The sequence below is a fragment of the Streptomyces clavifer genome, assembly GCF_036345975.1.
GTDB classification, from domain to species: domain Bacteria; phylum Actinomycetota; class Actinomycetes; order Streptomycetales; family Streptomycetaceae; genus Streptomyces; species Streptomyces clavifer.
Window position 1 is genome coordinate 6,580,880 of sequence record NZ_CP107793.1, and the last position, 21,393, is coordinate 6,602,272.

Annotated in this window: 21 protein-coding genes; 9 read left to right on the top strand and 12 right to left on the bottom strand. The window is 72.3% G+C overall.

The genetic code is table 11. The features are described from left to right. Window position 1: 1 nt before the first annotated feature. Both OG927_RS28575 and OG927_RS28580 read right to left on the bottom strand, forming a co-directional pair. Window positions 2–1,384, bottom strand: coding sequence for a cytochrome P450 (locus OG927_RS28575; RefSeq protein WP_056792365.1), 1,383 nt, complete (start codon window positions 1,382–1,384; stop codon window positions 2–4). A 233-nt stretch (window positions 1,385–1,617) separates the two neighbouring features. Further along, the gene (locus tag OG927_RS28580) at window positions 1,618–2,286 is read right to left on the bottom strand and encodes a DUF1707 SHOCT-like domain-containing protein (RefSeq protein WP_056792366.1); all 669 of its coding nucleotides are present in this window, start codon (window positions 2,284–2,286) and stop codon (window positions 1,618–1,620) included. Window positions 2,287–2,574: 288 nt separating this feature from the next. Here OG927_RS28580 and OG927_RS28585 point away from each other — a divergent pair, with 288 nt between their 5' ends. Beyond that, the gene (locus OG927_RS28585; protein ID WP_330321020.1) at window positions 2,575–2,982 is read left to right on the top strand and encodes a hypothetical protein; all 408 of its coding nucleotides are present in this window, start codon (window positions 2,575–2,577) and stop codon (window positions 2,980–2,982) included. 229 nt (window positions 2,983–3,211) lie between these two features. Continuing rightward, complete coding sequence (locus tag OG927_RS28590) at window positions 3,212–3,907, top strand: ThuA domain-containing protein (RefSeq protein WP_319099351.1); 696 nt, start codon at window positions 3,212–3,214, stop codon at window positions 3,905–3,907. A 58-nt stretch (window positions 3,908–3,965) separates the two neighbouring features. Here the strand turns inward: OG927_RS28590 and OG927_RS28595 are convergent, their stop codons facing one another. The 8 genes from OG927_RS28595 to OG927_RS28630 form a co-directional block, all read right to left on the bottom strand. Next, window positions 3,966–4,817, bottom strand: a complete 852-nt coding sequence (locus tag OG927_RS28595; RefSeq protein WP_209469296.1) for a hypothetical protein — start codon at window positions 4,815–4,817, stop codon at window positions 3,966–3,968. Then, window positions 4,817–6,094 (bottom strand): VWA domain-containing protein, encoded by a 1,278-nt coding sequence (locus OG927_RS28600; RefSeq protein ID WP_056792370.1) that lies wholly within the window; start codon window positions 6,092–6,094, stop codon window positions 4,817–4,819. Before OG927_RS28600 ends, OG927_RS28595 begins: the two co-directional genes overlap by 1 nt. A gap of 71 nt (window positions 6,095–6,165) precedes the next feature. Continuing rightward, the gene (xylB, locus tag OG927_RS28605; protein WP_056792371.1) at window positions 6,166–7,647 is read right to left on the bottom strand and encodes a xylulokinase; all 1,482 of its coding nucleotides are present in this window, start codon (window positions 7,645–7,647) and stop codon (window positions 6,166–6,168) included. Between the two features lie 348 nt (window positions 7,648–7,995). Next, window positions 7,996–9,255 carry an ROK family protein gene (locus OG927_RS28610; RefSeq protein WP_056792372.1) on the bottom strand — a complete coding sequence of 420 codons (1,260 nt, stop codon included), beginning with the start codon at window positions 9,253–9,255 and terminating at the stop codon, window positions 7,996–7,998. Window positions 9,256–9,381: 126 nt separating this feature from the next. Next, complete coding sequence (locus tag OG927_RS28615) at window positions 9,382–10,686, bottom strand: phytase (protein WP_408058104.1); 1,305 nt, start codon at window positions 10,684–10,686, stop codon at window positions 9,382–9,384. A gap of 241 nt (window positions 10,687–10,927) precedes the next feature. Continuing rightward, complete coding sequence (locus tag OG927_RS28620) at window positions 10,928–11,548, bottom strand: DUF305 domain-containing protein (protein WP_330321364.1); 621 nt, start codon at window positions 11,546–11,548, stop codon at window positions 10,928–10,930. Window positions 11,549–11,574: 26 nt separating this feature from the next. Further along, window positions 11,575–12,225, bottom strand: coding sequence for a DUF3105 domain-containing protein (locus OG927_RS28625; RefSeq protein WP_056792374.1), 651 nt, complete (start codon window positions 12,223–12,225; stop codon window positions 11,575–11,577). 123 nt (window positions 12,226–12,348) lie between these two features. Then, window positions 12,349–12,771, bottom strand: a complete 423-nt coding sequence (locus tag OG927_RS28630; protein WP_199862706.1) for a hypothetical protein — start codon at window positions 12,769–12,771, stop codon at window positions 12,349–12,351. Window positions 12,772–12,841: 70 nt separating this feature from the next. Between OG927_RS28630 and OG927_RS28635 the strand changes: the two genes are divergently transcribed. Then, window positions 12,842–13,699, top strand: a complete 858-nt coding sequence (locus OG927_RS28635) for a phospholipid scramblase-related protein (RefSeq protein WP_330321021.1) — start codon at window positions 12,842–12,844, stop codon at window positions 13,697–13,699. Window positions 13,700–13,892: 193 nt separating this feature from the next. Here OG927_RS28635 and OG927_RS28640 read toward each other — a convergent pair whose 3' ends face one another. After that, window positions 13,893–14,645, bottom strand: a complete 753-nt coding sequence (locus OG927_RS28640) for a VOC family protein (protein WP_124280526.1) — start codon at window positions 14,643–14,645, stop codon at window positions 13,893–13,895. Window positions 14,646–14,796: 151 nt separating this feature from the next. Here OG927_RS28640 and OG927_RS28645 point away from each other — a divergent pair, with 151 nt between their 5' ends. Both OG927_RS28645 and OG927_RS28650 read left to right on the top strand, forming a co-directional pair. Beyond that, window positions 14,797–16,500 carry an FUSC family protein gene (locus tag OG927_RS28645; protein ID WP_206431718.1) on the top strand — a complete coding sequence of 568 codons (1,704 nt, stop codon included), beginning with the start codon at window positions 14,797–14,799 and terminating at the stop codon, window positions 16,498–16,500. After that, window positions 16,497–17,003, top strand: coding sequence for a MarR family winged helix-turn-helix transcriptional regulator (locus tag OG927_RS28650; protein ID WP_056792379.1), 507 nt, complete (start codon window positions 16,497–16,499; stop codon window positions 17,001–17,003). The genes OG927_RS28645 and OG927_RS28650 overlap by 4 nt, the downstream gene beginning before the upstream one ends. Window positions 17,004–17,069: 66 nt before the next feature. Here OG927_RS28650 and OG927_RS28655 read toward each other — a convergent pair whose 3' ends face one another. After that, window positions 17,070–17,873, bottom strand: a complete 804-nt coding sequence (locus tag OG927_RS28655) for an IclR family transcriptional regulator (protein ID WP_319099363.1) — start codon at window positions 17,871–17,873, stop codon at window positions 17,070–17,072. Window positions 17,874–18,305: 432 nt separating this feature from the next. Here OG927_RS28655 and OG927_RS28660 point away from each other — a divergent pair, with 432 nt between their 5' ends. Genes OG927_RS28660 through OG927_RS28675 form a run of 4 tightly spaced genes read left to right on the top strand, consistent with a single transcriptional unit; the run spans window position 18,306 to window position 21,325 of the window. Next, a complete protein-coding gene (locus OG927_RS28660) occupies window positions 18,306–19,961 on the top strand; it encodes a sensor histidine kinase (protein ID WP_330321022.1) in 1,656 nt (551 codons plus the stop codon). Then, the gene (locus OG927_RS28665) at window positions 19,958–20,365 is read left to right on the top strand and encodes a roadblock/LC7 domain-containing protein (RefSeq protein ID WP_056792382.1); all 408 of its coding nucleotides are present in this window, start codon (window positions 19,958–19,960) and stop codon (window positions 20,363–20,365) included. Before OG927_RS28660 ends, OG927_RS28665 begins: the two co-directional genes overlap by 4 nt. Beyond that, on the top strand, window positions 20,362–20,730 hold the full coding sequence (locus tag OG927_RS28670) for a DUF742 domain-containing protein (protein ID WP_056792383.1): 369 nt from the start codon (window positions 20,362–20,364) through the stop codon (window positions 20,728–20,730). Before OG927_RS28665 ends, OG927_RS28670 begins: the two co-directional genes overlap by 4 nt. Next, window positions 20,711–21,325, top strand: coding sequence for a GTP-binding protein (locus tag OG927_RS28675; RefSeq protein WP_056792384.1), 615 nt, complete (start codon window positions 20,711–20,713; stop codon window positions 21,323–21,325). Before OG927_RS28670 ends, OG927_RS28675 begins: the two co-directional genes overlap by 20 nt. Window positions 21,326–21,393: the final 68 nt, after the last annotated feature.

Genomic DNA, 21,393 nt, shown 5'->3' on the forward strand with positions numbered 1-21,393 from the left:
GTCAACCCCGCGATGCCGGGCGCGCCCGCACCGTCGCCATGACCTCCCGGTCCGGCTGCAGTGTCAGCGTCGGTACGGGGTTGATGATGCCCGGGTCCACGTCCAGCTCGAAGCGGCGCGCCAGGACGGCGAGGATCAGCACCGCCTCGACCATCGCGAAGCGCGTACCGAGGCAGACCCGTGGTCCTCCACCGAAGGGGAACCAGGCGTACTCCGGGACGTCGTCGCCGTCCTCGGGGTCCCAGCGCCCGGGACGGAACTCCTCCGGCTGCGGGAACCACCGCTCGTCCCGGTGCGTGGCCCACTGGCTGCTCCACACCCGTGTGCCCGCCGGCATCGGCACGCCACCGATCCGGGCCCCTTCCTTGGCGACCCCGGTCACCAGCCAGATCGTCGGGTACAGCCGCAGGGTCTCCTTCACCACGGCCTGGGCGTACGTCAGTTGTGCGTAGTCGTCGATGCCGGGCTCGCGGTCGCCGAGCACCCGGTCCAGTTCGTCCGCGAGAGCCGCCCGCGCCCCGGGATTCCGGGCCAGCAGATACCAGGCCCACACCAGGGTGGAACTGGTCGTCTCGTGGCCGCCGATGTAGAGGGTGACCGTCTCGTCCCGTATCTCCTTGTCGGTGAGGTGCGCTCCGGTCTCGTCCACCGCGGTGAGCAGCCGGCTCAGCAGGTCCGGGCGCTCTCCGTCCCCGTCGCGGTGACGGGCCACCACCCGGCCCACCTCGGCGTCGATCACCGCGGCGGCCTTCCTGATCCGGGCCCGGCCGGGCGTCGGCACCCAGTCGGGCAGGATCGCGCCGAGTCCGCTGAACTCCTTGCCGATCTCCTGCTGGGCGATGTCCATGGCCCGGCCCATGGCCTCGGCGTCGGCCGGGGTGTCCACCCCGAAGATCGTGCGGACCGCGATCTTCTGCGTCAGGGCCGCCATCTCCCGCTTGACGTCGATGCGTTCGCCGCCCGACCAGGTGTCCGCCAGGTCCACGGTGCTCGCCGTCATCGTCGACGCGTACGACTTCACCTGCTTGGGCCGTACGGACGGCTGCACCAGCGACCGCTTGCGCCGCCAGTCGGGACCGCGCGCGACCACCACGCCGTTGCCCATCACCGTGCGGAACGCGATGCCGAGCAGTGGCTGGTCGAAGGTGCGCTCCGTCTCGGTGAGCAGCTCACCGATGTACGTGGGATCGGAGACGAACACGCAGTCGTTGCGGCCGAATCGCCAGCTCACCATGTCCCCGTAACCCCGCAGACGCTCGAAGAAGGCGAGCGGGTCCTTCCCGAACTGAGGCAGACTCCCGAGGACGGGCAGCCCTCGGGGGCCCGGTAAGGGCATCGGTCCGCGGGGTTCGGTACCGACAGCCCCACCGGTTTCAGTGGACATGAGGAGACTCCCGTCATCAGCCTTGTGAGTGAGGTGAGTTGACAACCTCTCATGGTGCGCCCGACCGCCGGTACGGGTGTCCGGGGCAATGACGCGATACCCCCGGCCTCAGCAGCGCGGGCGGTGACCTGACCGCTCCACGCGCGGCAGCCGCTCATCCGTCGGGGCGAAGGCCGAGCATTCCTCGGCGAAGTCCGAGTGGCCCGGGCCACTCGTGTGCGGGGGCGGAGGAATCAGACTCCCGCGGAAGGGGAGGCGGGCCTGCGCAGCAGCCACTGTCCGAACGTCCGGCGCGCGGGCCGCACCACCACCTTGCCGTGGGCCTTCTGCCCGGCCAGCTCCACGCGCAGCGTGGTCGGTGTGCCCGGGGGAGTCCGCGGGCGGCGGTGGACGAGCTTGCAGTGGACCAGGATCAGGCCGTCGACATCGACCTCCACACCCGGCCTCGTGATCAGTGTCAGGCTCTTCCCCGTCATGGCCACGTCGATCCGCAGGGTGTCCTGCGTGACCACGGCCTCGGTGAGGTCGAGGGTCACGTCGCACCAGGCCACGGCGAGCTCGAGCCGCCGCGGCAGCACCCAGCGGCCCGTCCGCTCGACCCCGCCGCTGAACGCCTGCTGGATCCGGACGACGTCCTTGACGTCTGCGGCCGCTACTGCGGGGCCGTGCGCGGTGGTCGTCACGGCCGGCAAGTCGGCTGTGAGGGGCACCAGTTCGGCCAGAGTCCGGGCCGACAGGGCGGCCTCGATGCGCTCGTCCAGTTCGTCCGCGGTCAGCAGCCCGTCCCCCGCCGCGATGCGCAGCACATCCACCACCCGGTCCCGGTCCGCGTGAGAGGCTCGCAGCTCGGGTGACGAGCCGGTTCCGGGGTGCTTCCCGGTGGGTGACATCTCTGCCGACATGGTTTCCGTCCCGGTCCTGTCGAAGGTCTCCGCGCGACACACGCAGAGGTGCGCGTGGAAGACTAACGGCCCGTCGCGCTACGCATCCGCTGGGCCCTGTCCCGAAGAGGTCAGGGGGCATGCCGGTGCACGGCATACGGCGTTCGTCGGTCGGGGCGGTCGCTTCCGAGGGGCAGTAGAGCGCACGTACGATCTTCGGCGGACGAGCAGGCCGGACCAGCACGACGGACGAGCAGGCCGGACGAGCAGGCCGGGACCAGCACGACGGACGAGCAACGGAGATCTCTCATGCAATGGACCGCCCGCCAGGAATTCGACCGCTGGGCCGGACGTCAGCAGGGTTGGGGTGCGGGCCTGATGGCGGTCTCGGCAGCCCTGTTCCTGTGGCTGGGCTACCTGCTGCTCGTCCCGTTCAGCGTGTACGAGTACCGCGATGAGATCGCCTGCGACGCACCGTTGTTCCCCGACCGTGCCGACTCCGCGTACAGCACGAGCACGCACAAGCTGTGCGCCGCCGAGCGCGACTGGCCGGAACTGCTCGGGGTCGGCTTCCTCGCCGTGCCGCCCGCCGTCGCCGGTGCGGCTCTCTTCACCGGCGGAAGTGCCCGCAAGCGGGCGAGCGCCCATGTCTTCCGGATCCTCGAGATGCAGGAATCGGAGGAGCGTGCGCGAAGGAAGGCGCGGATCGAACCCTGAGCGCGGGGCATCGGCGACCTCTGCGCCTCCCCGACCGCGCCGACAGGCCGGGATCGGGGAGGCCACCACCACGCGTCGGGAACCGCGTCCCGCACGAGCGCCCGAGCGCGTCCCGCCACGGGGCACGGGGCACGGGTCACCGGTTCACGTCCGCACCACCCTGGCGCTCCCCTCCCCGGCGGGCGGAGCATTCGGCACGACCCGTGTCCGCACACGCGAGGAGCCGTCCTTGTCCGCCGTACGTCAGCCCGCGATCCTGCTCTACACCCGCACCACCGACTACCGGCACGCCTCGATCCCCCACGGGATCGCCGCGTTCCGGGAACTGGGCGCGGACCAGGGCTTCACCGTCGACGCGACGGAACGGCCCGACGTGTTCGAGGGTGATGGCCTCGCGCCCTACGACGCCGTGGTGTTCCTCTCCACCAGCGGCGACGTCCTCACCCCCCGAGGGCGCGAAGGGCTGCGGGCCCACTGCGCCGCGGGCGGCGGCTTCATGGGGGTGCACGCGGCGGCCTGCACGGAGTACGACTGGCCCTTCTACGGCGAGCTCCTCGGCGGCCGCTTCGCAGGGCACCCCGCGCTCCAGCCGGGGACCGTCGTCGTCGAGGACCGGGACCATCCGGCCACCCGTCACCTCGGTGCGACCTGGGACCTCACCGACGAGTGGTACGACTTCCGGTCCTGCCCGCGCGGAACGGTACGGGTGCTGGCCTCCGCCGACGAGTCCACGTACGAGGGCGGCGGCATGGGTTCCTGCCACCCGCTGGTCTGGGCCCATCAGCACGGGGGTGCCCAGGTCTTCTACACCGCGCTCGGGCACACCGCCGAGGCGTACGGCGACCCCGACTTCCGGGCCCATCTCCTCGGCGGTCTGCGCCACGTGATGCCCCGGCACGCCGAAGGGCCGCCGGCCGGGGCGTGACACCCCGGCCGGCGGCCCGTACCGGCCGGCCTTCCTGCTGCGGCCGCCCCGTCTTCCGTCAGACGCCCGGCGGGACCCGGGACGGCCGTCCGCCGCCGCGGGTCAGCCCGTATCCGAACACGGCGGCCAGCGCGGCGAGTACGCCGCCGCCCACCGTCCACAACCAGCGGTCGGTCCACCAGCCGGAGGACCAGCCGTCCTCCGGCTCGCTGCCGAGCGAGACCCGGGGCTTGTCCGCACCGTCGTCACCGTCGGCGGCCTGTTCGACCGAGGACGCGCCCGGCACCAGCGGTTCCGCCAGCGCGCCGTCCACGTCGTGGGCGCCGCCCATGCCGGCGGAGGTGACCTCGATCTCGGCGTGGACCGGCAGACCCAGGTCCTCCTCGGCCGCGTCGACGACCGTCAGCCGCACGAAGTAGCTGCCCGGCAGCGGGTCGTCCGCCCACGGCTCGGACCAGGCGCGCACCGTACGCAGCACACAGGACAGCTCGACGGTGCCGGCGTCCTGCGTGGCCTTCCTGGTCTGGTGGCCGTACATGCAGGCCTGGCGGCGGCGCAGCCCGTCGTACACGTCGACCTGCCAGGTTGACGTCCCCTTGCGGGCCGCGTCCTCGGGCAGGGTGACCTTCGCCCGGACGGTGGGGCGTTGACCGGCGTCGGCGGGGAACACCCAGTACAGGTAGTCACCCGTGGAGGCGTCGGCGGTGGCGGTCTGTTCCTGCTGGATCGCGGTGGCGGTACGGAACGCCGTACCCGCCTCCGTCGGCCCCGCCGCGTCGCCCTCGGCCGGGCTCGCGCTCGCCGAGGGGTCGTCGGCGAGCGCCCCGCCCGCCGAGGTGAGCAGGGTGACACCGGCGAGCAGAGCGCCCACGAAGCCGCGCTTCACACGGTTGCTGCGGATGGTTCGCATCAGTTGGTCCTCCATACGGCGACACGCCAGCGCGAGATCCAGCCGAACAGCAGTCCGGCGACCAGACCGGTCAGGACCATGACACCCAGCAGCCACCAGCCGCGGCCCAGGCCGAACGCGGCCACGTCGGCGGCGTCGTCGGGAGCGCCCACCAGGTCGATGGTCAGCTCGACGGGCATGCCCGGGGTGGTCTTCACGGACGAGGGCGCCGCGAAGGAGTTGCTGAGCTGGAGGCAGACGGTCTCGGCGGCGGGCTTGACGTCGCCGTCCACGTCGTCCTGTTCGGCCTTCGGATAGCGCAGGCCGGAGGAGATGGCATCGGTGCGCCCGGTGCCCGACTCCGCGCCCCGGACGATCTCTCGGCCGTGCACGGTCACCGCGCGCAGCAGTACGCCGTAGTCGTTGTTCACGGCACGGTCCGCGGCCACGCTGACCGAGGCGCGCAGCTCCTGACCGGGGAGCACGTCCACCCGGTACCAGCGGTGCTTGCCGAACTCCTGGCGGTCGGTGTAGAGGCCGGCCTTCAGCTGGGGGGCCGCGGAGCAGCTGCCGGCACCCTCGGTGGCCACCGGGGTGACGACGGGCTCGGCGGCCCGGTCCACCAACTGCTTGACACGGCCCGAGAGTTCCTCGGTGTGCTGGATGGCCGTGTACGTACCGCCGGTGGCTTCGGCGATGCAGGTGAGCTGCTGCCGGATCTTGGCGTTGGGCACCAGGCCCAGCGTGTCGATGACCAGGTGGATCCCGCGGGCGGCGATGTCGCGCGCGACCTCGCACGGGTCGAGCGGTCCGCAGGTGTCCTCGCCGTCGGTGATCAGGACGATCCGGCGGGTGGAGTCCCCGCCCTCCAGATCGTCGGCCGCGCCGAGCAGCGCGGGCCCGATCGGGGTCCAGCCGGTGGGCGCCAGCGTGGCGACCGCCGTCTTGGCCTCGGTGCGGTCGAGCGGCCCGACCGGGTAGAGCTGCTTGGTGTCCTTGCAGCCGACCTTGCGGTCGTCGCCCGGGTAGTCGGCACCGAGGGTCCGGATGCCGAGCTGCACCTCTTCGGGCACCGCGTCCAGCACGTCGTTGAAGGCCTGCTTGGCGGCGGATATCCGGGACTGGCCGTCGATGTCCCGGGTGCGCATGGATCCGCTGACGTCAAGGACCAGTTCGACCTTGGGGGAGGCTGCGGAGGAGGGTTCGTCGGCAGCGGCCGGGAGCGCGGTGCCGAGCCCGGCGGCCAGGGTGGCGAGCAGGATGCCCACCCCGGCCGTGAGCCGTTTTCTTGTGATCATCGACGGATCCTATTGAAGATCCGCTGGCATCCCCAAAACCGTAGGGACGTACGGTGATCCGGGCCCTCGGCTCAACCGCCGAGCAGGGGCCGGGTCGCCCGGTCCAGCACCGAACCGATGCGGTCCCAGGCTTCGGTGTCCCTTTCCACCGAGGGGAGTTGGGCGTCCTCGGCCTTCGCGTTCCACCGGGTCGCCACGGCCACCGGGTCGCCGCCCCCCGCCGCTGACGCGGCGAGTGCCGCAGCGCCGAGCGCGACCAGTTCGCCGCTACCGGGCACGATCAGGGGCCGGCCTGAGAGGCGGCGCACCGTCTCCACCCAGGTGCGGCCCTGCGCGCCGCCGCCGATCAGCCGCAGTGGCCGGCCGGCCACCTCGGGGTCGGCCGGGTCGAGGCCGCATGCCCGCAGCAGCTCGTCGAGCGCGCGCAGCACGGTGTAGGCCGCGCCCTCGTAGGCGGCGCCCAGCAGTTGCTGCGGAGTGGTGTCGTGCCTGAGCCCGGTGAGGAGACCGGACGCGGTAGGCACGTCCGGGGTGCGTTCGCCGTCCAGGTAGGGGAGGAGGACGGCCTCGCCGCCGGGAGCCGCGTCGTCGCGGTGCAGACCCAGCAGGGTGGCGACCTTGTCGACGGCCAGGGTGCAGTTGAGCGTGCAGGCCAGCGGGAGGTACGTGCCGTCGGCTGCCGCGAATCCGGAGAGGGCGGTGGACGCCGGCCGGGTGCGGGACGCGGCGAAGACCGTGCCCGAGGTGCCGAGGCTGAGGACGGGGTGGTCCAGGAGTCCGGCGCCGCCCAGCCCGAGGCCCACGGCGGCGCTCATGTTGTCACCGGTACCGGCCGCGACGGCGATGCCGGCCGGGAGGCCGAGCGCCTCGGCGGCCGAAGGGGTCAGCGAACCGATGCGGGTCGCGCCGGTGGTGGCGATCGGCGGCAGCATCGAGACGTCCAGGCCGAGCAGACCGAGGAGCTCGGTGTCGTAACCGCCGGTGTCGGTGGAGTACCAGCAGGTGCCCGAGGCGTCGCCCGGGTCGGTCGCGGCGGTGCCCGCGAGCCGCTCGGTCAGGAAGTCGTGGGGCAGCCGCACCGCGGCGGTCGCCTCGGCGTTCGCCGGGTCGTTCTCCCGCAGCCACTGCCACTTCGTGGCGGTCATGGCCGCGACCGGCACCGAACCGGTCCGCGCGGTCCAGGCCTCCGGCCCGCCCAGGGCGGCGGTGAGCGCCGTGGCCTGCGGGGCGGAACGGGTGTCGTTCCACAGCAGCGCCGGGCGCAGCGGCCGGCCGGACCGGTCCAGGACCACGAGGCCGTGCTGCTGTCCGGCGACGGCGATGCCGACGACCGAGGACGCGGAGAGACCGGATTCCTTCAGCCCGGCCGCGACGGCGTCGCACAGCGCCCGCCACCAGACCTCGGGGTCGCTCTCGCGTGCCCCGCCCTCGCCCGTGACCACGTGCGGGGCACGGCCGACGGCCAGCAGCTCACCGGTCTCGGTGTCGGTGACTGCCGCTTTGGTGGACTGGGTCGAGCTGTCCACGCCGATGACGACGGTACGCGGCGGCATGGGCTACCTCTTCTCGTGCGGGTGGTGAGCGTACGGTTTCGGTCAGGCTGATTTTGGTCGTGCGAAAAACAAATTACGTGATGGGACGCGTCCGGAACAGAGGTGACCCCCGTTTCGTCGCGCGAGGGGTCGCACCGGCGACCGTCACGGGGCGGATTAATCAAGTGGATGAACTAATGTGCGCACGGTGAGCGAAGCCCGACGCTGGACGCCTCGGCCCGGGACCGGCCGGGGCGCACGGCGCCGGCCGGACGTCCGCGGAGCAGGGCGGACGGGTACGTGACGCGGCGCGCCTCACGGGCGGGTGCCGCAGGCCGGGGGCCTGCCGTCGCCCCGGCTGTGGGGTGCTCAGTCGCCGAGGAAGGCCGCCGGCCGGGCGTACGCCACCGGGTCGGCCAGTACGTCCTGCACCACCAGGGCCGCCGCGCCCCGCGCCGCGTCACCCGCGACGGAGGAGGCGCGCAGCCGGCCGCTGCCCCCCGACCACAGGCCGGACACCACACGGCCCGTCAGCTCCTCGTCGGCGTGCGCCGACAGCCACGGCATCAGGCCCCGGTATATCCCGCCGAGAACCACCGCGTCCGGGTCGAACAGATTGACCGCGCCGGACAGCACCCGTCCCAGCATCCGCCCCGCGTCACCCACCGCCGCGACCGCTCGCGCATCCCCCGCCTGGGCCCGTCGCTCCAGCTCCAGCACCCCGGCCGCTCCGCCGCCGGACTCCTCGACCCCGGCCGCCCGCAGCAGCGCGGACTGGCCCGCGTACTGCTCCAGGCAGCCGCGGGAGCCGCACCGGCACTCCGGGCCTGCCGGGTCGACCACCACATGGCCGATCTCCCCGGCGAAGCCGTGGGCACCGCGCAGCAGTCGGCCGTCCAGCACCAGGGCGCCGCCGACACCGATCTCGCCCGTCAGGTACAGGAAGGTGCGGACCGGGTCGAGTCCGCCGAACCACAGCTCCGCCAGGGCCGCCAGATTCGCCTCGTTCTCCGAGCGCACCGGCAGCGGCGCGTCGCCGGTGCGCAGCCCGGAGAGCGCCTCGGCGAACAGGGACTCGGCCGGGACCTGGTTCCATCCCAGGTTCGGTGCCTGGCGTACCGAACCGCCCGAGACCAGACCGGGCAGCGCGAGCGTGGCCCCGACCGGGTACAGATCCTGCTCCCGCGCCGAGTCCAGGGTGCGCGCGGCGATCCGCGCCGCCCTGGCCAGTACCTCGTCGGGCGGGGCGCCGCGATTGTCCAGGTGCTCGGTCTGCCGGACCCGGCCGGTGCCGGCCAGGTCCACGACGCACACCGAGACGTAGTCGATGTTGACCTCCACGCCGAGCCCCGCGGGGCCGGTGCGCGCCACCTTGAGGGCGGTCCCGGGGCGTCCGGCCTGCCCGCTGAAGGTCTTGCCCGACTCGGTGAGGAATCCACTGTCGATGAGCTGCTCGACCAGGGAGGACACCGCGGCCCGGGTCAGTCCGACCCGGGCCGACACACCGGCTCTGGTCGCCTCGCCGGCCTCGCCCTCGTCCCGCACGGCGCGCAGCACGAGACTCAGGTTGTGGCGCCGCACGGTGTCCTTGTCCGCCTTGGGCCCCAGGGGTGTGAGGTAGCTCTTCATATGAACGAGGAGCCTATGCGATGCCCGGGCGGTGAAGGCCCTGCGGTGCACGGGCTCCTCACCGCCGGTGTGCCCCGGCACGGGCCTGGCGGACGGGCACCCGGCCGCCGCGCCGGTGCCGGGCGGTCACATGCCCGCCGCGTCCGTCACCGCACCCAGGTCGACGAACTTGAAACCGGTCGCCTCCCGGCCCTCCCCGTCACCCGCGGCGGACGTCTCGTGCCCGTCCTGGACGACCAGCAGTCCGTTGGGGTAGCGGGCGCCGAGGGGCTCGTTCAGCACGGCGGCACCGTCGCACTCCTCGCTGCCGTCGAGGTCCGCCGTCACGGCGGTGATCCGGAAGCCGCCCTCGTACTCGTTGCCCTCCGAGACCTCGCGGTCGTACAGGGCGAAGGTGTCGTCACCCTGGCTGGACGCCATCAGATAGCCGTCGCCGTCGGACTCGCGGAAGAGCGTCAGCCCCTCGACGTCCGCAGTCAGCCGCTTGCCGCCGAAACCGGGATCGGTGCCGGGCGTGCACTCCTCGGTCTCCGGGTCGTACGTCCCCGGGACGCCGTACTCGCGGACCTTGTCCACCAGGACCGGGCGTCCGTCCAGGCCGGCCGGGACGCGCCAGATGCCCACGTCCTCCTGGCCCGCGTAGAGCGTGCCGGTCGCCGGGTCGACGACCATGCCCTCGACCTGCGGCAGCTCGCCCGGCTCGCCGCACGGGGTCCAGGACCCGCCGTTCGGGAGGCGGAAGGAGGACGGGAGGGAGATTGTGCGGACCTTCTCGTAGCCGACCGTGCCCGCCGCGGTCGGGCGCAGCTCCAGCAGCGCGAGGTCGGTGGTGTTGCGCCGGCTGACGAGGGCGTACGAGCGTCCGGTCCGGCGGTCCTGCCACGCGGCGAGCCCGTACGCGGTCCGCTGGTCGTTGATCTCGGCCTGGTCCTTGGAGAAGACCGGGGCGGCGGCCGGGTCCGTGACGTCCTTCAGTGGACGCCCGGGGCGCGAGGGGTCGATGCGGTAGACGCGGAGGCGGTCGTTCCCCCGGTCGCTCACCACGGCCACGTCGGTGCGCCCGGCCGGCGTGCGCAGGCCGGTGACGAGGTCGACGTTGTTGAAGCGGCCCGGTGCGTCGTCCTCGGAGGCGGCCGGGGGCGCGGGTACCGACTGCACGAGCGCGGCGTCCAGGCCGTAGACCCGGAGTCCGCCCTCCTTCGCGGTCGCGAGGACCAGGCTGCGGCCGGGGTCGACGTCGTTGCGCCAGATCGCGGGGTCGTCGGCGTTGGCGTTGCCACCCGCCTCGTCGTCGTACAGCGCCTTCGTCTCGGCCGTGGCTCCGACGGCCGGCAGCGACTTCGCCTGTGCGGACGGGAGCGGGGCGAGCGTGATGAGTGCCGCGCCCATCAGGGCGGTGGCCGTCAGGCGCGGGGAGCGGTGCAGACGCACGGATGCTTCCTGTCGTCAGAGGGGCATGTTCATGACTTGCCAGGAAGTGTCCGGTGGAGGCGCGGTGTCAAGGTGTCGGATCGATGTGGGGGAGGCGGGCGGAAGATGAATTCGCGGCTCCTCCCGCACGCCCCGGCCCCTGGGGGCCACCGCGGCCGGTCCCGGCCCGGTGTGCGCGAGCGCGGCCGGTCCCGGAGGCGATGCGCACCTCCGGGACCGGACGGCAGTTCACCCCGGCGGCTCAGGGTTTCGCGCCCCGGGCCCTCAGCATGTCGGCCATGAGGGCGATCTCCGACTCCTGGGCGCGGTCCATGCCCGTCGCCAGATTCCGGATCTCGTCCGTGCCCGCCGCACCGGCCGCCGCCTGCGCCATGTCGGCACCCGCGCGGTGGTGCACGGTCATCAGCCGGAGGAAGAGCACCTCGGCGGCCCGGCCCTCGGCCGCCCGCAGCCGGTCCAGCTGCTCGTCGGTGGCCATGCCCGGCATGAGGGAGCCGTCGGACCGGGGGGTGAACGTGTGCCCCATCCACTCCATGGGCGGCCGGTCGGAACTCTTCGGCCTGTCCCAGATCTCCAGCCAGCCGAGCATCATGCCGCGCTGATTGGCCTGGGTGTTGATGATGTCGTACGCGAACCTGCGGACGTCCTCGTCGTCCGTGCGGTCCCGGACGATGAAGGCCATCTCCACCGCCTGCTGATGGTGGATCGACATGTCCCGGGCGAACCCCACGTCGGCCGAGCCCTCCGAGGGCGCGGAGACCCCGGAGCCGGCCGAGGACGGCGAGGCCGAGGACGGCCGTACGACCATCACCAGTACGAGTCCCACCGCCACGAGGAACACCACGGCGCCGGCCACCACCATCGAACGCGGTGCGCGCACGGACGAGGTCACTTGGCGACCCCGCCGCTGCAGGCGGCACCCGGCTCCGGGGTCTGCGCGCCCTGGACGTACTTGGTGAAGAACTGCGCGACGCGTGCGTCGGTGGCGCTCTTCACCGTGAGCTGCTTGCCCCACGCGCTCAGCATCAGCGGGTCCTTCTGGTCGGCCACCGGGCTCATCAGGGAGTAGGGCGTCTTGGAGACCCGCTCCGAAAGCGCCTTGACGTCCGCCTCCTTCGCCTTGTCGTTGTACGTGACCCAGACAGCGCCGTGCTCCAGGGAGTGGACCGCGTTCTCGTTCGGTATCGCCTCGGTGTAGACGTCGGCGTCGCAGTTCATCCACACCGGGTTGTGGTCGCCGCCGACGGGCGGGTTCATCGGGTAGGTGACCGGGGTCTGGACGTGGTTCTGCTCCAGCTTGTCCCAGGACTTCTCGCCGGTGACGGGGGAGGTCCTGGCCTGTTCCTCGGCCGCGTCCTGCTCGTCGGCGGCGGACATCAGATAGCCGCCCCCGGCGACCAGCCCGGCGACCACGAGGACGGCGGCCGTGATGGTGATGATGCGGCTTCGGCGCTCGATGGCCCGTTCCTTGCGGCGGGCCTCCTCGAGCTTGGCGCGGCGCGTGGCGGCAGGGCTGTTCTGGTTCTTGGCGGAAGCCATGTCAGGTCCTCGGGTTCAGCGGAACGCATGCGCGGGACACGCGCGATGCGGGGGGCACAGGGGCATGGGGGAGGCCGCCCTCGGCGCCGGACGCGGCGGGGTGAGGAGCGGACCCGGAGGCCTCTAGACCCGTTGGACCTGCAGACGGAGATGATCGACGGCACCCACGCCGTCGTTGGAGGGCCCGCGGATGGCGGTGGCGCCGGTGAGTGGAGCCGTCGGGGTCACCGTCGAGGTGCAGGGGAGTGCGACGGGAGCGGCAGGGCCCGGAAGCACGACGGGCGTCGAGTGGCTCGTCGCGCCGTGGCAGGAACTGCCGGGGCCGCGCTCGCCCGGGGCCTCGGCCCTGACGACCGACTCGACCGCGGTGGGCACCGGGGTGAAGGCCCGGACGGCGGGCGGGGCGGGGGTTCCGCCGCCGGACGCGGCCGTGGCGGAAGGGGCGCAGCAGAAGAACACGGCCACCAGGGCCAGCAGCCAGCCCAGCACGACAGCCGGGGTGAATCCGCCCCGTCTCCGGTCCGTCCGCTCAGTCCGCCTGGTCATCGCCGCCATCGTACGGTGAGTGAAGATTCAATGAGTATGGGCCCACGGGTTCGCAGGATAGTGTGCCTCGGTGACCACGCAATCGAACATACCTGCGGGCTGGCATCCCGATCCCCACGGCGCACCCGAGCTGCTGCGCTACTGGGACGGCGCCCGGTGGACCGAGCACACCCACCCGGCCCAGGGTCGGGACGCCGCGCAATCCGCTGCCGCGCAGTCTCCGGCCCAGCCCGTCGCGGCGCCGCAGGCCGCGGTGGCCCAGCCGCAGGCGGCCCCGCAGCAGGTGGTTCCCGGGTACGGGGTGCCCCAGCAGGGCGCTCCCGGTGCCGGGTCGCTGTTCGACCAGCGGGTCCTGGTCGTGAACCAGAAGGCCAAGCTGGTCGAGCTCACCAACGAATACCGCGTCTTCGACCAGCAGGGCGTCACCGTCGGCTCGGTCGTCCAGGTCGGCCAGAGCGCGCTGCGCAAGGTCCTCAGATTCGTCTCCAGCATCGACCAGTACCTGACGCACCGGCTGGAGATCCGTGATGCCCACGGGCAGCCGCAGCTGCTCCTGACGCGTCCGGCGAAGTTCATCAAGTCCCGTGTCGTCGTGCAGCGCCCGGACGGGCAGCCCGTCGGCGAGATCGTTCAGCAGAACGCCATCGGGAAGATCAACTTTGCGATGACGGTCGACGGCCGCAAGGTCGGCGCGATCAAGGCGGAGAACTGGCGCGCCTGGAACTTCGCCATCGTCGACCACAACGACGCCGAGATCGCCCGGATCACCAAGACCTGGGAGGGGCTCGCGAAGACCATGTTCACCACGGCGGACAACTACGTACTGCAGATCCACTACCAGCTCCCCGAGCCGCTGCTCAGCCTGGTCGTGGCAACGGCGCTGACCGTGGACACCGCGCTCAAGCAGGACGCACGCGGCTTCGGCTGAGCCCTCGCCCTGGCGGGCCGCGGTCCGGGGCTCCCCTTCCGGGGCCCTGCGCCGTGGGGGCCCTGATCCGTGAGAGCCCGCGCTCTCCGTGGGCCCCGCTCCGAGCGGCCGCCGGTCCGCCGGAGGTGTTCCTCCGCCGGCCGACCGGGCCAACGGCGCATGCACGCGTAGGGGGTCCGCGACACCCGCCGGCTCAGGGGGCGTGGACGCCGAAGGCGGCCCCCTGCGGATCGCTGAGCACGGCGACGGACGGTCCGCCCGGGATGTGCCTCGGCGGCACGAGCGGCCGGCCGCCCGCTCCCAGCGCGGTGGCGGCCGCGATCTCCACGTCGACGACCGTGAAGTACGGCACCCAGCGCGGCGGCGTCTGCGGCTCCTCCTCGCCGTCCAGTGCCTTCATGCCGCCGAATTCGGCCCCGTCCACACCCCAGTGGGTGTAGCGCTCCGTGGCGTCGACCGTCCAGCCGAACACGGCCGGGTAGAAGGCGAGCGCGCCCTCCGGATCGGGGGTGAGCAGCTCGGCCCAGCCCAGGGCCCCGGGAGCGTCGAGGAGCCCGGCGCCCGCGAAGGCGCGGGGCTGCCAGAGCGAGAACACCGCACCGGCAGGGTCGGCGGCCACCGCGAACCTGCCCTGGTCGAACACGTCCATCGGGCCCATCAGCAGCGTGCCTCCCGCCGACCTGACGGTGTCCGACGCGGCGTCCGCGTCCTCCGTGGCGAAGGAGACCGTCCACGCGGACCGCTGGTCCGGGCGGTACACGGGACTCAGTGCGGCGACCGCGTCCTCGCCGAGGCGCGCCATCGTGTAGCCACCCGCCTCGGGCCGCGGGTCGGTCTCCGCCCGCCACCCGAAGAGCGCGGCATAGAACGCCGCGGCACCGGGCACGTCCGACGTGCTCAGTTCGACCCAGCAGGGGCCGCCGGGTACCGGTTCCGTGAGCTTCATGCCGCATCCTCCCGAGGCGCGCCGCACGACGCGTTCCTACGCTGTCGTGGAGACGCTATGACCGTGCGGGGGCGGCGGCGACCGGAAGCGGCCGTCCTCCGGCGGGCTCCCAGAAATGTTTTACAGGTGTAATACCTGCTAACGTAATTGGGTGAGTGATACAGCCGTGCGATCCCGGAAGTCATCCGTCCACAAGCTGCCGGTCACCGGCACACTGCGGCTGAAGAGTCCTGCGGAGATCTGGTTCAAGCCCGCGCTGAGCGTCGTCGTCGCCTCCGCGGTGCCGAATCTGCTGCTCTACTCCATCGACCGCCTCGACCTCGTGATGTACACGATGGCGGGTTCGCTCTGCGCGCTCTACGGGCACAACCTGCCGTACGCCCGCCGGGCCCGCACGGTCGTCGGCGTCGTCCTCGGCATGGTCGCCGGCCTCGCCGTCGCCCTGTTCACCGCCTCCGCCACCGACTCGACCGCCGTCCTGATCGCCGTGGGCGCGGTCCTCGCGGCCGCGCAGAGGACTCTCTGCGACGCCACTCGCATCGGCCCGCCCGGCAACGTCATCTTCACCTTCATCACCTCGGCCGCGCTCTTCGCCCCGCAGGAGCCCGGCCAGGTGCCCGGACACCTCGCGCTGGCCCTGGCGGCGGGCGCCTTCTCCTGGCTGGTCACCGTCGGCCCCGCCCTGGGGCGCAGGGAAGGGCCCGAACGCCGCGCCACCGCCCGCGCGCTCGACGCCGCCGCGGCCTGCGTGGCCGACCCCGGACCCCGCACCCGGCACGCCGCGGCCGCCGCCGTCCAGGCGGCCTGGCAGTCCCTGCTCGCGGCCGGCCGGCCCACCCCCGTACGACGGGAACTCGAACGCCTCGTGGTCCACGCCGAACGGGCCCTCGCCGGAACCTCCTCCGACGGCGGTGTCGGCAGCGCCGACGCCGGGCAGCTGACCGCGTGGGCGGCGCGGACCCGGGCCCGCGGCCCCGTACCCGGCCCCCCTCCCGCACCCGGCACCGTCGAGCAGCTCTTCGGCATCGACGCGGAACGCTCCGGGCAACGGGCCAGGCGGGGGCGGCGCGAGGCGCGGTACAGGATCCTGCGCGCCCTGGCCCCCGGCTCCCCGGTGCCGACCACCGCCCTGCGCACCCTCATCGGCTGCGCCCTCGCCGGCTACGTGTCCTCCGCCCTCGGTGTGGGCCACCCCTACTGGGCCATTGTCACCGCGGCCTCCGTCTACCAGCCCAACCTCACCCTGTCCTGGAGCCGGGCCCTGCAGCGCACCTTCGGCAACCTCGTCGGCGTGGTGGTGTTCGCCGCCGTCATCCCGGTCGCCCGGCTCGACCCGCTCGCCCTCGTCCTGTGCGTCCTGTTCTTCAACTTCGCCGCCGAGGCCCTGATCACCCGGAACTACTGGCTCGGCTCCGTCGCCGTCACCCCGATGGCCCTGCTGATCGTGGAATTCGCCGGAGCCCAGCCCGCCGGGGTGCTCATCAGTGACCGGGCCCTGGACACCCTGGTGGGTGCGGCCGTCGGGCTGCTCGCCGCCATCGCCGTACCCAACCGCCGGGCGAGCGGTCGCGTCGAACGGGCCCTCGCCGCCACGGGGGAGGCCCGCAGTCGCGCCGAACAGCTTCTCGCCGACCCGTCCGCCGACCCCCTCACGCTGGAGACGGCGCGCAGGAGGCTGACCTGGACCCTCGTCGAGCTGCGCGACGCCAGTGACATCGCCGCGGGCGAGTGGTGGCAGCGCGCCCTGCCCGAGGAGGACATGCTCGCCGCCGAACAGGCAGGACACCGTACGCTCGCGGCGACAGCACAACGGCAGGGACTGATCACCCTGCCCCCGGCGAACGGAGCGGTGTGACCGACGACATCGTGGCCTCGGTGGTCCGGCAGTGGCATGCCGTCAACCCGGAGCTCGACACCGGACCGATGGAGCTCATCGGCCGCATCAACCGCTGCGCGGCGCTCCTCCAGCAGGCGGAGGACGCCCCCCTGCGCGCCGCCGGACTGACCCGGGCCGAATTCGACCTGCTCGGCGCGATGCGGCGCAACGACCGTGAGCTCACCCCCGGCGAGCTGGCCCGCGAGACCTTCTCGTCGGGCGCCGCGGTCACGAAACGGCTCCGCGCGCTGCAGGAGAGCGGCCTGATCGGCCGCCGCAGCGACGTCCGGGACCGCAGGGTCGCCCATGTCGGGCTGACCGACGAGGGCCGCGAACTGGTGGACCGTCTGCTGCCCGAGCAGCTGGCCTACGAGCGTTCCGTGCTGTCCGGGCTCGACGAGGAGACCCGCGACGGGCTCAGCGGGCGGCTGAGCGCACTCCTCCTCCATCTGGAGGGCCGCCTCGGCGGGTCCCGGCGCTGAGGGCTGCCGCCGAGGGCTGCGGAACACGGCGGGCCGGGCCTGCCGGCGAGCGACCGGTGTCCGCCGTCAGGGAAGGTCCGCGGGCGCCGTCAGCCGTGCGGCCGACTGGCGCAGCTGCTCCGCCCGCTCGGCCAGTGCCGCGTCGTCGCCGCGGTCGGCCGGGGAGGCCGCGCTCAGGGCGAGCCGGTCGCGCCGGCTCGCGCCCGTGAGGGTCACCGCGACGGCGTGGAGACCCGGTACGCATTCGCCGCGGCTGAAGGCGCGGCCCAGCTCGCGGACCTCCGCGAGCTCGGCCAGCAGCCCGGCCCGGGAGACGACGGTGTGCGGGGTGAGCGCGGTCAGCCGCTCCTGCGGATAGAGCGCGCAGACCTGGTCGGCCGTCAGCCGCGCGAGCAGGACCTTGCCGGCCGCTGTCGCGTGTGCGGGACGGGACCGGCCCGTGTCCGCCGCCACCCGCACCGGGTGCGCCGACTCCCGGCCATCGGTGAGGACGACCTGACCACCGATCAGCGCGGCGCTCTGCACCGTCTCCCCGGTCCTCCGGACGGCGTCGTCCAGGACGGCCCCGAGCCGCGCGCGCAGTTCCGCGTCGAAGCCTGCCGGGCGGCCGAGCAGCAGCAGCTCGGGCCCCGCCTCGTAACCCCGGCCCGACGGGGCGCGCACCGCGAAGCCCCGGCTCTCCAGCGTGCTCAGGACCCGGTGCGCGGTGGACCGGCCGATCCCCAGCCGGTGCGCGGCCTCGCTCACCGTGAGTGTGTCCTGGGTGAGGAACAACTGCATCAGCCGGAGACCGGTGTCCAGGGACTCGATGATGTAGGCCCGCGCCGGCATCTCCACCGCCGGCTCCCCGTACATCCGTCCGTCGATCATGAATCTGCTCCTTTCGATCCGATTCGATCACATGTGCGCTTGTCTCGCTGTGCGGTGCAGATAAATTCGCAGGCGTGACGCATTTTCGCTCGCCTGTTCGTCAATTTTCGGCTCCTTGCTGGAAACCTGCCGGTGGAAGCAGAGGTGAACGCCCGGCGCATTGTCCCGTACAGCGGGACGCGAGGGTCCGCATTCCACCGATTCCGGCAGGGAGTCACTCCTTGTGTACGTTCCATAGCGGTGAGTGCGAAAACTGGTGAGTGTATTACCGCCGGAGTGCTCGCGCAGGGGGTTGGGCGAATATGCCGAGGCACTGTTCTGATCTGGCTAGGCTCACGCGCAGTGAAGTCGAGTTGATATGAATTCGAGCACTTGTTCATAACTGTCCGCACAAGTGCTTCTACCTCCCGAATCAACCGCCAGAGGGTTTAGATGGTTCGTGTTGAATCACCGCCGACAAGCAGAGACATCCCCGTAGTCCGCGCCGCACTGTTGCCCGTCGTGCTGATGGCCGCGGCGACGGCAGCCGGCGCGATGCCGGTGGCCGGGGCCACGCGGGCGGCAGTCGTCTGGTGCGGTGCGATCGCCACCGTCGTGGTCGCCACGCTCGCCGTCGCACTCAACCGCCGCAGCCGGGCGACGCGCGTCCAGCGCGCCGAGTACGAACAGCGCATCGCCTACCTGGAACACCGCATCGCGGCGCACGACCAGGAGACCGTACGGCTGACCAAGGAGCTGCTGCCCGCCGCCATCCGCCGGCTGCGTGCGAGCAACTCGCCGCAGGAGGTGATGCGGGACATGGTCGACGCCGACGAGTCGTACCGCAACCTCCCCAAGGCGCAACGCGCCCTGGTCCTCCAGATCCTCGACATCATCGACAACGAAGAGGCGATGCGTGACTCCGCGCAGCGCGCCTTCGTCAGCGTCGCCCGCCGTGTCCAGGCCATCGTCCACCGACAGGCCAGTGAGCTACGGGAGATGGAGGACCACCACGGGCGCAACCCCGAGGTCTTCGACGACCTGCTCCGCATCGACCACGGCACGGCACTCATCGGGCGGCTCGCCGACTCCATCGCGGTACTCGGCGGAGCCCGCCCCAGCCGTCAGTGGCCCAAGGCCGTACCGCTGTTCAGCGTGCTGCGCGGTGCCATGTCCCGGATCCTCGAGTACCAGCGCGTCGACCTGCACTCGATCGCCAAGATCGCCATCGTCGGCACCGCGGTCGAACCGCTCATCCACGCCTGCGCCGAGCTCCTCGACAACGCCACCCGCTACTCCCCGCCGCAGACCCGGGTGCACGTCACCGCGGTCGAGGTGCAGACCGGCATCGCCATCGAGATCGAGGACGGCGGCGTCAGCCTGAGCGAGGAGGCCCGCGCGCGGGCCGAGAACATGCTCGCCCAGGCCCAGGCGGGCATCAACATGAACGACCTGGGTGAGTCCCCTCGCCTCGGCATGGCCGTCGTGGGCCGGCTCTCCCGGATGTACCAACTCCAGGTCTCCCTGCGGCAGTCCGCGTACGGCGGTGTCCGGGCCGTGCTCATCGTGCCCCGCGACATGATCACCACCGGGCCCGCGCCCGGCATCGCGCACGGCATCGGCGCCACCTCGCGCCCCCAGAGCTCGCTCGACATGTCGCAGCTGCAGCACGTCGTACCACCGCGCGGCAAGCGCAAGGCGCGTCCCGTCGCGACCGGTCCGGTCCAGTCGGCCGCAGCCCCCGCTCCGGCAGCCGCCCCCGGGGCCGCCGCCCGCCCGGCCGCCCGGCCCGCCGTCCCGGTCGCCATGGACGACGACGAGATCGTGGTCACCGAGTGGACGGAGGGCGGACTGCCGCAGCGCCGCAGCCGCGGTCGCGCCCCCCTCGGTTCGCACAACCTCCCGCAGCAGCACGCGGCCCCGGCCGCCGATCCCGCCGCCGGAGGGCACAACGGCCACCACGGGGCCAACGGAGGACGGCCCGGCGGCGAGGAGCCCCCGCCCGGACTCTGGCTGGAGGCCTTCACCCAGGCCGTCAACGGTGTGCCGCAGGAGCCGAAGAACGACGAAGACTCTGACGACGCGTGGGACAAGGGAGACCTCAAGTGATCCAGCAGCGGGGAAACATGGACTGGATGCTCAAGGAACTGGCCGATGACGTACCGAGCATCCACCAGATCGTGGTGCTCTCCTCGGACGGCCTGCGCATCGCCCGGCACGGCGGTGACCCCGACGTCGCCGACCGCCTCGCGGCGGCCTGCGCAGGACTGCAGAGCCTGGCCGCCGCTGTCGCCACCGAGATCCCGTACAGCGACGGCTTGATGAAGCTCGTCGTCATCGAGGTCACCGGCGGATTCTTCTACCTCATGGCAGCGGGAACCGGTGCCTACCTCGCGGTCCTCGCCGGGGAGACCGTCGACGCCGGACTGGTCGGTGCCCGCATGCGTGACATGGTCGTCCGCATCGGCGCGCACCTGACGAGTCCTCCCCGACACGGCGGGCAGGCCGGATGAGTGCTCCCCGACGAGAGCGCCGAAAGGCCGACCCGGCGCTGAGCGACCCGGAACGGCTGTACGTGATCACCGGTGACACCGACGGTGAAAGGGCCGCGCTCGACCTCGTCACCATGGTCGTCGCGCAGGCCGAACCGTCGCCGACGGTCCAGCCCGAGCAGGCCGCGATCCTGCGGCTCTGCAGGGCACCGTTGTCCGTCGCCGAGATCTCGGCCTATCTGAGCCTGCCCTTCAGCGTGGTCACCTCCCTCCTGACAGAACTACTGGCGACCGAACTGATCGAATCGCGCGCGCCCATCGTCCGCGCCGCACTCCCGGACCGGTCCCTTCTCGAAGCGGTGATGCATGGACTTCAGAAGCTCTGACACGATCACGGGCCCCCGCAGCGAGGACGTCCTTCCCACCACGGCCACGGCCGCGGTGAAGGTCGTCATCGTCGGCGGGTTCGGGGTCGGCAAGACGACCATGGTCGGCTCGGTGAGCGAGATCCGGCCCCTGACGACCGAAGAGACCATGACCCAGGCCGGTGTCGGCGTGGACGACAACGCGGGGGTGGAGAGCAAGACCTCCACCACCGTCGCCATGGACTTCGGCCGGATCAGCCTCAGCGAGGAACTGATCCTCTACCTGTTCGGCACCCCGGGCCAGGAACGCTTCTGGTTCCTGTGGAACGGCCTGTTCGAGGGCGCCCTCGGAGCCGTCGTCCTCCTCGACACCCGGCGGCTCCAGGTCAGCTTCGACGTCATCGGCCGGCTGGAGGAACGGGGCGTGCCGTTCGTCGTCGCCGTCAACACCTTCCCCGACGCGCCGAACCACCCGGTCGAGGCCCTGCGCAACGCCCTCGACCTGCCGGAAGAGGTCCCGATAATCGACTGCGACGCCAGGTTGCGCACCTCCAGCCGCGATGTGCTGATGACGCTCATGCGCTACCTGCACAGCCTGGCCGTCCCCTTCGCCTGACGGCGGCGCGCGAGTCCCCCTCCGCGCACTCCCGTCCCGGGTATCCCCTTGCCCGATCCTTGAAGGCC